7 protein-coding genes and 1 pseudogene are annotated in these 13,124 nt (G+C 50.2%); 4 read left to right on the forward strand and 4 right to left on the reverse strand.

The features are described from left to right. Positions 1-44: 44 nt before the first annotated feature. From H6F91_RS03915 to H6F91_RS03925, 3 genes and pseudogenes are all read left to right on the forward strand, one after another. Complete coding sequence (locus tag H6F91_RS03915; RefSeq protein ID WP_190772852.1) at positions 45-527, forward strand: PAS domain-containing protein; 483 nt, start codon at positions 45-47, stop codon at positions 525-527. A gap of 437 nt (positions 528-964) precedes the next feature. Continuing rightward, positions 965-1,309, forward strand: a complete 345-nt coding sequence (locus tag H6F91_RS03920; protein ID WP_190772853.1) for a response regulator — start codon at positions 965-967, stop codon at positions 1,307-1,309. A 46-nt stretch (positions 1,310-1,355) separates the two neighbouring features. Beyond that, a pseudogene (locus tag H6F91_RS03925) lies at positions 1,356-1,565 on the forward strand (HetP family heterocyst commitment protein); the annotation flags it as partial. A gap of 384 nt (positions 1,566-1,949) precedes the next feature. On the opposite strand, the gene H6F91_RS03930 reads toward H6F91_RS03925, so the two are convergent. Beyond that, positions 1,950-4,568, reverse strand: a complete 2,619-nt coding sequence (locus H6F91_RS03930) for a GAF domain-containing protein (protein WP_277874359.1) — start codon at positions 4,566-4,568, stop codon at positions 1,950-1,952. 9 nt (positions 4,569-4,577) lie between these two features. Continuing rightward, positions 4,578-6,431 (reverse strand): PAS domain-containing protein, encoded by a 1,854-nt coding sequence (locus H6F91_RS03940; protein WP_190789227.1) that lies wholly within the window; start codon positions 6,429-6,431, stop codon positions 4,578-4,580. A 592-nt stretch (positions 6,432-7,023) separates the two neighbouring features. Between H6F91_RS03940 and H6F91_RS03945 the strand changes: the two genes are divergently transcribed. After that, entirely contained in the window at positions 7,024-10,092 is a 3,069-nt protein-coding gene (locus H6F91_RS03945; RefSeq protein WP_190772856.1) for a PAS domain S-box protein, read from the forward strand. 184 nt (positions 10,093-10,276) lie between these two features. On the opposite strand, the gene dnaK is transcribed toward H6F91_RS03945, so the two are convergent. Further along, positions 10,277-12,202, reverse strand: coding sequence for a molecular chaperone DnaK (gene dnaK / locus H6F91_RS03950; protein WP_190789228.1), 1,926 nt, complete (start codon positions 12,200-12,202; stop codon positions 10,277-10,279). 382 nt (positions 12,203-12,584) lie between these two features. Next, positions 12,585-13,025, reverse strand: coding sequence for an Hsp20/alpha crystallin family protein (locus H6F91_RS03955; protein ID WP_190772857.1), 441 nt, complete (start codon positions 13,023-13,025; stop codon positions 12,585-12,587). Between the last annotated feature and the right edge of the window lie 99 nt (positions 13,026-13,124).

Genomic DNA, 13,124 nt, shown 5'->3' on the forward strand with positions numbered 1-13,124 from the left:
ATCATGCTCCTGTTCGAACCCTAGCCGTTTAGTCAGATGTAACCATGTCTAACATCTCTGAAGTTTGCCCCCCAAATACTTCCCCTACGCTGCTTTTGCATACGCTTGAGCATCTAAAACAGTATTGTCAATCTGATGCTGATGCCACCCAGAGCAGCATCTACATTTACGATCTGGCGTCTCAGTGCAACACGTATTCCAGTAGCTCTTTGGGTGCCATGCTGGGCTATTCGGATCAGGAGATGCACTCAATGGGAGCAATGGGTCTGGCTCAACTCATTCATCCATCTGATTTGGATGCTCTATCTGCCCATTTTCAACGCCTTTTCACATTGGCTGACGGAGAAGTCATTTCCATTGAGTACCGGATGAAGCGAGCGGATGGGACTTGGTGCTGGTTGCGATCGCAGGAAACACCGATGGCGATGGTAGATGATGCTCCGTTACAGGTTTTAGGGTTGATCCAAAATATCAATCACCAGAAATCTATCCTGCCATTCAGTGATTTTCTTTCGCTCATGGTTTAACCACGAATCAACTCTAGACGTAGAACAGGCTTACCTGCGTCTACACTCATTGACCTACTACTTTTTTAAGAAAATTATCCTTCGTCATCCTGGGTTTGTGCCTTCCAGAAAACGAAAGCCGTCATTCACCCTGTTTATAAAAAACACAAGCACATTCTACGTGCTGTGTTTTTCTTCAATTTTTTTCATGTAAATACCCTTAAAAAACAATGTTGTGATGCCTACTTGTCCTTGCTGTTCGGAAGTATTACTTCTTCACGTTCGCTCAAATAAAACCTACTGGTTTTGCCGACGCTGTTGGCAAATAATGCCAATTTTGAGCTTAAAGAATCCCCTTAAATGGCCGCATAGAGATTGTTGTTTGATCCAGGATTGTGGGTAGAGACAACAGAAATCTGTTCAGCTGCATCCTTTTATTTGTTCTTAACGCTGAGGTCATGAGAAAAATCCTCATCATTGATGAAAACTCTGTCTTTCGCCTATTATTGGCTGATTTTCTGTCGTTTCAAGGATTTAATGTAATGACAGCCGAATCGGGCCAGGATGGCTTAGATATTGCTCAAAAGCACCATCCAGACATGGTTTTTTGTGATGTTGATATGCCTGGGATGACTGGATTTGAAATACTGGATAGGATACGCAGCGACCAGCAAACAGCAAATATTTCATTCTTCTTTTTAACAGCCGAGCCAAAAATTGAGAAGCAGGTTTGGAGAAGAGCTAATGGCTTCCTGAAGAAGCCAATCGATTTTGACGAATTGAATCAGATACTTGTTACTTAAAAGTCTGTGCTTCTTCCTGTCCTTTTCCTTTTGAATGGAGGTGTGAATGTTACCCCAGTTATCTAACCTCAACGACATAAAGGATGGTCATCATCATGCTGATAAAACTTTAAGTGCGGAACAATTTGAACAGATTGTGACCGCTATTTTAGAAGGTAAATATTCCTGGGCATGTGTTTTAATGCTTCGCTTTGGAGGTTATAACCCTATGCAATATATCCCCTATCGAACCTATAAACGATTAATTCGAGATAATAAAATCAAACAGAGTATAAAGCAGCAAAATTTTCATGGAAATGATACCCCCAGGTATCCTCACATTCGCTTTCATTAGAGCCTGCTTTAAAGGGTTCAGGACTTACGCAAGTTCGCTATCTGTAGTACATTTATGTTGTGGGTGGGGTGCAAAGCACCCCACCCACAACATAAATGCGTAAGTCTTAGGGTTGTGTTTTTGTGTGCTTTGCACACGAAAACACAACCCTTTCAGCAAGCTTTAAAACACGTCTTAAGCTTAACTAAGGAGAAACTGAAACGGCTATTTCTGCATACATGAAGTGCACTTAAGGAGATTTCCAACAATGAAATTACCCCCAATATCCTGGGTAAATTCTTAGGCAGAAACCTCCTAAAAATGACCTTAACCTTCTAAGGGGATCTGTAGGATAAATTGAGTACGCTGATTACCACTTTCTACCCAGATCGTCCCTCCCAATTGTTCTATCAATTTCTTGACCAGAGCCAACCCCAAGCCTGTTCCACCGTGTTTCCAGGGGTCATTATTGGGGATGCGGTAGAACTTATCGAAGATGCGATCGCGTTCCTCTGGTGGAATTTCTACCCCTGAATTGGTGACCTTGATATGGATCTGGGAGACACCATGAGCATCTGCAAAGGGAGAGACTGAAATGGAGATTGTTTCCTGGGGAGGGGTGTACTTGAAGGCATTGTGCAGTAACTCGGTGAGTGCCCGCTCCAGATAAGAAAAGTCAGTTGTCAAGGTTGGTAAATCTTCAGCTATCTGAATTTCTAGCTGTTGATTTTGGTGGAAGGTGCGCTGCGTGAAGGGCTCAGCAACATGGGGAATCCAGTACTGGAGGGGAATAGACGTGAGGCTGAGTGGTTCGGAACCCGAGTCAATGCGGGCCAAGTCGAGCAGGTCATTGACCAGACTCATTTCACGCTTGCATTCTGTTTGCAAAATTTGGAAATTGCTACTGATGGCATTCGTTTCAGGCTCAAAAAGCCCTAGAGGACGTAAGCAAATATCCAGCATTTGGAGCGCCATTTGCATGTTGGATATGGGCGTTCGCAACTCGTGGGATACGGTACTGAGGAAATCATCTTTGAGTTGATTCAGCCGGGCCAGTTCCTCCACCTGAGTTTGGGCTGCCCGGTACAGGCGGGATTGCCGAAGGGCGATCGCACACTGATTGGCTACCTGCTTCACCAGTCGCACCTCGGCAACATCAAAGAGAGCATCGGCGGGTTTGAATAGCCAGAGATCACCCAATACTCCCTGATCATCCACAATGGGACAAGCCAACACCGACAGAAGCGCTTCATGGGATCGTAGGGGATTAGGAACCACGTCACAGAATTGACAGACTTGTCCTTGCAGTAGATGCTTGTAGACTTCCGCGTGGGGAGCAGTGGCGATCGCAAACGTTGCACCCTGAGCCGAAGATAAGGGCCCATTGAATTCGTAGGCGATAGTGGAGGTCGTCTGGTCGGCGTTGTAAATGCCCGTATCGCAGCAGATAGTTCCCAACCCTCGGCTCAGTTCCAGCACCGCCGATTGCAAAATTTCCTGTTCATTCAGGCTGTCGCGCACGCTATCCGTGATGCGTTTGAGAAGGGCTTCAAAATCGAGAGACTGTTGGAGTTGTGCCGTGCGTTCTTGTACTTGATATTCCAGATGGGCGTTGAGATGCTGTACCTGGCCATATAGCTCGGATTGTTGGATGGCGATCGCCACCTGGGTCGCCAGTTGTAGCAGCAGGTCGCACTCTAAGGAAGTCCAGTGGCGGGGCCCCTGGCACTGATGGACAACCAATAAACCCCAGAGGGAATCTCCCTGCCAGATGGGTACGACGAGTTTGGCTTTTACCTGAAGCCGCTCTAGCATCTCAATATGGCAGGGATTCAGGCCAGCGGTATAGATGTCATCCCGGGCTTGAATGGCTTGTTTTGTATAGGCCTGCTCGTGGTGTTCAATAAAGTAGGTATCTGTAATTTCCAAGTTGAGAATTGAATTCCAGCCTGGGGCTACGGATTCAGTAACCACAATGCCACCCCAATCGGGGTTGAACCGATAGACGATCACGCGATCGGTCTGAAGGAACTGGCGTACATCGGTAACGGTAGCACTGAGGATGTCGCCCAAATCCAGGGATTGGCGAATGTGTTGGGCGATCGCATAGATCATCCGCTCACGCTCAGCCTGATGGCGTAAATGCGTTTCTGCTTGCTTTTGCGCTGTTATGTCGACAAACGAGGCCACAACAGCGTAGATCTGAGATGCTCCTGGCTGTAGTAGGGGCTGTGAATTGATGGAGATCCAGGTGAGGTCTCCACTAGGTTTATAAATTCCCATCACAACATTGCACTGAGGGTGACCGGTGCGAAGCGTTACCATCGCTGGGTGGGTTTCTCCGGGGAAAGGAGACCCATCCTCGTGAATGGCTTGCCAGCGTGGATCAATGGACGTGCGTCCCATTATCTGATCCTGCGTCAGCCCTAATATCTCTTCGGCACTGTGGTTACAGGCCGTGATTTGACCGTCGGCTTGCTGCAACACAATCCCTTCGGCCATAGTACTAACAACCGAGCGATAACGCTCTTCACTCTCCTGCAACGCGTGGACTAGCGCATTTTTAGATGCGAACTCAGAGGCTAGTTGAATGGATGCGGTGAGAAAACCCGCCATCAGTTGCAGGGTTTGGGCATCCTGCTCTGAAAAGGCAGCGGGCACTTGGGAAAACACCTTCAGCACGCCAAGACTGTTACCCGCGGAGAGAAGCGGCACCACAACCATGGAGCGCGCGCCAACGCGACGGCAGGCATCTCGATCCACTCGGGGATCCGTTTCAGTATCGTCACTTTGCAAAATTTCTTTTGCTGCAATGCAACGCCCCGACAGGCTTGTGGTTCGCTGAATCCGCAGGCCAATGAGATCCGCAGCGGCACCGCTTCCGGCGCGATAAACCAGTTCGTCTCCTTCCAGTAATTCAACGACCGCTCCGGTGGCTTGCGTCAGAGCCTGGGTTTATTCGGCGATCACAGCCATGACCGCATCCAGGTCGGAATAGTTGAGGGCAATGTCTTGTTGAACCGTGATAATGGTAGCTAAGCGCTGGGATTTTTCCCGCAATGCGACTTCAGCCTGTTTGAGTTCTGTAATATCAACGGCGTTACCAATAATGCCTTGAGCGCGATTGTGAGCATCCACCCAGGGTCGAATCACGGTCTGATACCACCGCACTTCCCCGGTAGCCGTCGTAATTTGCTGAATCTCTTGCTGAGGTTGGCGGCTATCCATAACCTCCCGGTTGGTTGTCAAAAACTGCTCCAGCTGAGCCGCCTCAAAGTTGGGGTTGAACTCCATCTCGTGTTTGCCAACCATGGCGTCAACTGTTGTGCCATGAACTTCGGCGCTGGCTTGATTCACAACCTGAAACCGACCATCTGGGCTTTTGGCAAAGATTGAACTGGGGACGGTATCCATAATTTGACGGAGAAAGATGCGCTGGGCTTCAAGTTCTGCTTCAGCCCGAAGGCGATCGTCCAGAGCTTCATGCTGAGCAGTGGTATCCTGCTCATTCACCAGGATCATGGCTTTCCCAGTAACAGGGTCGTTGACACAACGGGCGTCCACACCGTGCCAACGCAAGCCCTGCCGAGTCAGCACCTGGGCTTCGGCTCTGAATACCTCCCCGCTTTCCAAAGCCGTCAGGGCTTGCGACCGAAGCTCTAGATCGACAAAGTGGCGCAAGAATGCATGGTCATTGGATGGCTGAGGATGTTGGGGATTACCGTAGCAATCTAGCGCCGCTGGATTTTGCAGGAGTACTTCCCCCTCCAGGGTGTAGAGGGAGATTATGACACTTGTGTGCCGTAGGGCTTCAATGGAACGCAGGGTATCTTGATCAATCTGATGGGCCAGCTCAAGGGTGCCTTCCACCAGCATGGCCAGTCGCCCATGTTCAATGGAAATGCCTGAGCAGCGGCAGTGGACTGTAACAGGTTGCCCTTTGGGGTAAAACGTCCATTGTTCGACCAGGGTTTTACCTTGCTGAAATTGTTGTAAGTAGCTCTGCAAGCGAATCTGCACCGATTCAGATATGTCGCTAAAATCCCGGCGCAGTAATTCCTCTCGATGGGGCGCATTCCAGAGCGAAAGCGATGCTTGATTGGCCCAGTAGATGTGGAGCCGCTCAATATCAAACACCCATACGGGAGTTTGTAGTTGATCAAAAGCATGGAAGAATGCTGCTTCGCTTGAGCCGTACTCTACAGGAGGGACTATAGGCGGCGTTGCCGCGTCCTCCGCCAGGGACAACTCCGGAAAACTTGTGTGCTCTGCTCGCAGGGTTTGAAGTTTGCCACTGACCTGCATCGCGATGTGGCGCAAAACCTGCGTTTCTGATGCTTGCCATTGCCGGGGGCCTTCACATTGATGGACGATCAGTAATCCCCATAGCTCAGGGAGCGGCTGCTCAGATGGCAGCAAAATGGGCACTACAAGATTGGCTCGCACCTGGAGCCGTTCCATCATTTCCCGGTAGCACAAGGGGAGATCCGCAGTTTCGAGATCCTCAATACTACTCACATGTCCCTGCTGGTACTTCAGATGCCATTTCGTCTCGAAGCAAGGATCGTAGATGAGCTGGCCCTGGATGGCTGGCCAGTGATAATCGATCGCTTCGGCTATCACAACTCCATCGCCACCCGGTAGGAAGCGGTAAATCAGGGCGCGATCGCACCCTAAAATCGCCCGAACGCCTGTGACTGCTGTAGTCAGTGTGGTATCTAGCTCAGTGGCTTGCTGAATCTGCTGTGCCGTGAGCGTCAGTTGTTCTAAAACCTGTTCTAGGTAGGCTTCAGGGTGACGAAACAACATAGTAGTAGCCGGTTAGATGACAGGGATATTTGTAGTATTCACTACTGTATGGGGATTTATTAAAGGGACTGAAGAATTTCTGTGAAGTATTACACTGCGTAAACAATACTGGCACTTCAGAAATAACTAAGAATCTCCTTTTTGGGTCACGAGCTAATAAACCTCAGTTCGGGTTAAGCTGAAGTGCTCATTTTGGCGTGCGCTTTGCGCACGCCAAAATGAGCGTTTTCGAGTGCCGCGCAACGCGCGGCACTCGAAAACGTCCTTAACCCGAACTCAGGTTAATAACGGGTAATCTTTGGAGCAACAATATTACAGCTAACTCTGTTATCTATGAGACCCATGATATCGTCTTGAGACTGGCTGTTGGTAGTGTTCCAGACATGTGGATAGGGCGTGGTGAAAGGGGCACGAGATACCTCTTTCACCACGCTCTATTCACATATTTGAAATGTGGCCTGACTGTTGTCAAAAGATAGAAACTTTAGAAAGACTCAATAATTCGTCCCTTGGAGAGGTGCGGAATGTGGGGTGCTCCCTCTAACCTGTTGGGCGTCCAGCCCATTTGTGTGGCGATACGAGCGTTAGGCGCATGGTCAAGCCTTCCCAACTGCTAAGCTATGGAGTTGCCATTTTGTCTGTGGCGCTGGCGTTGGTTCTCACTCTATTGCTCCAGCCTCTGCTCTCGCCAGCCGTTCTGCCCTTATTTTTTCTAGCGGTTACCTTCAGTGCCTCTTTCGGTGGTCGAGGTCCAGGCTTTACCGCAACGATTCTTTCGGTGCTGGCAACCCGATATTTTCTACTCCCCCCCCTTTATTCATTTTTTCCCGTCCCTAGTGCTGCGATCCTGACACTGATAGTGTTTAGTCTGGTTACCCTGCTGGTGAGCTTTCTAGAAATTGACTTGCGGATGATGAATCGACGCAGCCATCGGCATTTTCTAGCGCTCAAGCAAACGGAAGCCGCTCTCCAGGAGAGCTACGCCCGTTTCCAGGCAGCGGCAGAAGGCAGCTTTGATGCCATTTATATTCTGAGAAGTGTACGGGATAAGACAGGAGCGATCGTTGATTTTGAATTTGTCGATTTGAATCAACGGGGGGCCAATTTAATTAGTCTGAATAAGAAAGATGTAATTGGCCAGAAGCTCTGCGAGCTATTGCCTGTCAATCGAACCCAGGGTTTTTTTGAGAAATATCGACGGGTTGTTGAAACAGGCATTCCCCTGGAGGAAGAGTTTTCTCGCCCTGCCACTTCGACGGTGGCAGCGGAGTGGTTGCATCATCAAGTTGTCCCTCTGGTAGATGGAATTGCAATTACCACCCGCGACATTACCGAGCGAAAACGGGCTGAAGAGGCATTACAGGCTAGTGAGGCTCTCTACCGTAGCCTTGCCGAAGGGATGCCTCAACTGGTTTGGATGCAGAATGCGGAAGGCCAGATAGACTACGCGAATCAACAATGGCAGAAGTCGTTGGGCACAACCCTGGAGGAGGTTGAGCACAAGGGTTGGGCTCATTTGGTGCATCCGGATGATCTGGCACAACTCAAGTTCAAAGAGTTAACCTCCGTTGAAACGGGTGATGCCCGAGAAGCGGAGTTTCGCTACCGCATGGCGGACGGCAGTTATCACTGGTTTTTGGGGCGCTGTGTACCTGTGAAAGACCCCCAAGGGCAGGTTATTAGATGGGTTGGTACCAGTACTGACATCCATGACTTAAAACGGTACGAACAACAATTAGCTCAGCATCGACAACAGTTCAGAACATTGGCGGAGAATTCCCCTGATATTATTTCTCGGATGGATCGCCAGATGCGTCATGTCTACGTCAATTCTGCGATCGCCCGAGCCACGGGTATCTCTCCTGACGTTTTCATTGGTAAAACCCATGATGACTTGAATATACCGGCCCATTTACGGCGCGATTGGCAAGCTCGATTACGGCAGGTATTTGCAACAGGCCAGCCCTGTTCTTATGAGTTCGCCTTTCCGGCTCCAGACGGAATCCGGCACTATCTCGCACGCCTGGTTCCTGAGTTTGGCCCGAATGGTGTAGTGGAAACGATATTGGGTATTACGTCCGATATAACCGAGTTTAAGCGGGTCGAACAATCCCTTCGGGAGAGTGAGTGGCGGTTTCGGCGGGTGATGGAGTCGAACATGATCGGCATGGGTTTCTGGTCATTGGATGGCACCATCTCTGATGCCAACGATGCCCTATTGAATCTCCTGGGCTACACCCGAGAAGAATTTTTAGCTCAGAAACCTCGCTGGAATGATCTGACCCCGCCGGAATATCATCACCTGGAGGAACAAGCGCTCGAACAAATACAACAATCGGGGGTTTGTACGCCCTTCGAGAAGGAGTATCTGCGGCAAGATGGCTCTCGCGTGCCAATTCTGTGTGGTGGCGCTTCGTTCCGCAACAGTGCGGAGGGGGGCGTGTTTTTTGTGTTGGATTTGAGCGATCGCAAACAAGTTGAGAAGGAACGCGATCGCCTGTTCCAACTCGAGCGGGCGGCTCGGGCAGAAGCGGAGTCTGCCAGTCGGGTTAAGGATGAGTTTTTAATGGTGCTTTCCCATGAGCTGCGCACGCCTCTAAACCCCATTTTGGGTTGGGCGCGGTTGCTGCAAACCCGGCAGTTTGAGCCTGGTATGGTTAACCATGCTCTCAGTACGATTGAACGCAATGCCCGTCAGCAGGTACAAGTTGTGGATGACCTGCTGGATGTGTCACGGATTTTGCAAGGAAAGCTGACGCTGAATTGTGCGTTGGTCAATTTGTTAGAGGTGATTGAGGGGGCGATCGCCAGTGTTCGGCTGTCAGCCCAGGCCAAATCTATCACTATCGAAACTCATCTAGATGCAACGGTGCGCCCGGTGCTCGGCAATGCTGCACGGCTCCAGCAGGTGGTCTGGAACTTGCTCTCCAATGCGATTAAATTTACCCCGCCCCAGGGCCGAGTTGAGGTGCGTCTGGAGGCTGCAAGTCCTGTCTACGCCCGCATCCAGGTAATTGACACGGGAAAGGGCATTGCGTCTAGCTTTATTCCCTATGTGTTTGATTACTTCCGTCAGGCCGATAGCACGATTACCCGGTCAGCGGGCGGGCTGGGGTTAGGGTTAGCGATCGCCCGCCATCTTGTGGAGTTACACGGGGGCACCATTGAAGCCGCCAGTGAGGGGGAAAGCAAAGGCTCTATCTTTACCGTTCAATTGCCTGTGCAGTTAGATGAAGTAGATATCCGGCCTACAGCTTCTGAGGGGACTGAAGCCAACGCTCTATTGCAATCTAAACAGATACTGGTCGTTGGCGCAGAAGATGATACCCAGGAGCTAATTGCGGTCATTTTAAGACAGGCAGGGGCTGCTGTTGTGACCGTTGGCTCAACAGCGACGATGTTGGAGCAGTTGGCGCGATCGCAACCCAACCTAATCATTAGCTCACCGGATGTGCTTCGAGAGAACAACTACGAACTTACTCAACGGCTACGATTGTGGTTTCAGGAGTTTGGTGAGGAAATTCCCCTGGTGGTGCTCGTCAGTGCCCCCGAAGAGATACCGCCCCAGGAGATGTTTCTCGCGGGAATTCAGCGAGTTTTGCCGATTACCCTGGAACCGGATGTATTGGTGGAGGCGATCGCCCAATTGTCAAACTCCTAACTTGTGCGTTTACAGCGCTTTTCAAACGCTTAAAATCTGGTTGTTTTTGTGAGAACCGCGCTCCGCGCGGCTCTCACAAAAACAACTTGTAAAAAAGTGGCACTGTGCGAAGTACAGTGCCACTTTTTATCTTGGTTTTGAAATAGGGTTGAGTTTTGAATCAACCCTATTTTGATGAGTGGGATTAACTAACGACGTCGGCATCAATGACATCGTCGCTGCTATTCGAGCTAGACGAACTGTTGCCGTTATAGCCATTGCCGTTGTAACCGTTGTCATTGTAGGAAGCGTTACCATTAGCGGCATTCGCCTGAGCATATACCGCACTGCCTACTTCCATCAGGGCTTTCTGCAGGTCGTTGCCAGCAGACTTGATGCGTTCCAGGTCATCGCTGGGAATGGCATCACGCAGGTCGCGAATGAGGGCTTCGACGCGAGTGCGATCGCTCGCAGACACCTTGTCGCCCAGGTCGGCCAGTTGTTTCTCGGCCTGGTAGGCGAGGGAGTCAGCTAGGTTCTTCGCATCAATCAGTTCGCGGCGACGGTGATCAGCTTCGGCATTGCGCTCAGCTTCGTTCACCATGCGTTCGACGTCACTCTTATCAAGAGTAGAGGCACCTGTGATGGTAATGGATTGCTGACGGCCACTGGCCTTATCCTTGGCGGATACTGACAGAATACCGTTGGCGTCAATATCAAAGGTCACTTCGATCTGAGGAATGCCCCGGGGAGCCGCTGGGATACCATCTAACTTGAAGGTACCCAGGCTCTTGTTATCCGAAGCCATTTCCCGCTCACCCTGCAATACGTGGATTTCTACGCTGGTCTGACCATCTGCGGCAGTGGAGAAGGTTTCCGACTTTTTCACGGGCACCGTGGTATTGCGAGTGATCAGCTTGGTCATCACACCACCCAGGGTTTCCACACCGAGGGAGAGGGGTGTTACGTCCAGCAGTAGAATGTCTTTCACATCCCCAGCCAGTACACCCGCTTGAATCGCTGCACCAACAGCGACTACTTCATCAGGGTTCACTCCCTGGCAGGGGTCTTTGCCAATAATCTGACGTACCAAATCTTGTACAGCAGGAATTCGGGTAGAACCACCCACCAATACAACTTCCTGGATACTGCCAGGGCTTAGCTTGGCATCCTTCAGAGCTTGCTCCACCAGCTTGCGGCAGCGGCTCAGGAGGTCAGAGACCAGCGCTTCAAATTGAGCTCGGGTGAGGGTCACATCCAGGTGCTTCGGCCCATCTGTGGTTGCGGTAATGAACGGCAGGTTGATCTGGGTTTGAGTTACGCTAGACAGCTCAATTTTGGCCTTCTCAGCAGCTTCCGTCAGCCGTTGCAGGGCCTGCTTATCTTTGCGAAGGTCAATCCCTTCCAGCTTTTGGAATTCGCCTGCCAGCCAATCCACAATTTTCTTGTCGAAGTCGTCACCACCCAGGTGAGTGTCACCCGAGGTCGACAGCACTTCAAACACGCCATCACCAACTTCCAGGATGGAAACGTCGAAGGTCCCGCCACCCAGGTCAAACACCAGAATGGTTTCGTTACTTTTCTTGTCTAATCCATAGGCTAGAGCGGCAGCGGTGGGTTCGTTGATAATCCGCACGATTTCCAGACCGGCAATCTTACCCGCATCTTTAGTGGCTTGCCGCTGGGAGTCGTTGAAGTAGGCAGGAACAGTTACCACAGCTTTGGTGACGGGCTCGCCCAGGTACTTGGCTGCATCATCGGCTAGCTTCCGCAGCACTTGTGCCGAAATCTCTTCAGGGGCGAACTGCTTGCCTTGCTGAGGGCTTTCAAGCTTAACGTTTCCACCAGAGCTTTGCAGTACTTTGTATGCAACTTCTTTGGATTCATGGGTGATTTCGTCGTACTTACGCCCAATGAATCGCTTAACGGAATAGAAAGTATTGTCGGGGTTCATCACCGACTGGCGCTTGGCAATTTGGCCTACAAGGCGATCGCCATTCTTAGCGTAGGCCACAACAGATGGGGTCGTCCGGCCGCCCTCTGCGTTGGCGATAACCGTGGGTTTGCCGCCTTCCATTACAGCAATACAGGAGTTTGTTGTACCCAGGTCAATTCCGACAATCTTACTCATAGCTCTACATCCTCAGTTGCATCAATTGGGTTTGAAACTCAATAGGTCGTGCTCACAGCACACGAAATGCTGAGTTGGTGTTGGTAGCCTCAACAAACGGAATCAACTATTTGTGTGCTACGTGAACGAACCATTTATTTGAAAACTTATTTACATCACAGACTCGGTATCGGAATACATCAGATGAAAAGCTGCGATCGCTTTAATAAAACCTGCTTGAGAACTATTAGAATGAGTGCTGCAAGCAGGTAAAAATGGTAGGGGTTGAATTGTTGCGCGTGTAGCGCGCAACAATTCAACTTTTCAGACACCCTTGTAATGGCTTGTTCAGGAGGCTGTGAATCCCCTTTGAAGTGCAAGGTTAATCACAGCCCCGTTTCAATTAGCCGAGGTTAACTTTCACGACTTTGTTCTTTTCAGCTTCAACCTTGGGCAGGGTCAGACGCAGCACGCCATCTTTGTACTCAGCCTGCACGTTCTGATTGTTGATTCGAACGGGCAGAGGGATAACACGTTGGAAGTGACCATAGCGGAACTCACTCCGGAAGATGCCTTTCTCTTCGGTACGAGTTTCAGCTTTGCGCTCACCACTGATGGAAACAGCTTCCGCCATGACTTGAACATCCAGATCTTTGGCTTCCATGCCTGGGATTTCTAACCGCAGATTAATTGCATCTTCGGTTTCTTCGATCTCTGCGGCAGGAGCAAAGGTCATACCATTTTCGCGACGTGTAGTTGGTATAAACCAATCATCAAATAAACGATTCATTTCCCGTTGCAGAGTGTCAATTTCACGGAACGGTTCCAATCGAACGAGAGCCATAGTTGCCTCCTTGGGAATTTGGGAATCTCTCTGGGTGTAGGAGGTTTGGACTTCCTCATCACCTTTGATACCACTCTAAGCAATCCTCCAAGCCAGGAG

Origin of the sequence: Leptolyngbya sp. FACHB-8, assembly GCF_014695575.1 — a bacterium.
Taxonomy (GTDB): Bacteria; Cyanobacteriota; Cyanobacteriia; order Elainellales; family Elainellaceae; genus Vacuolonema.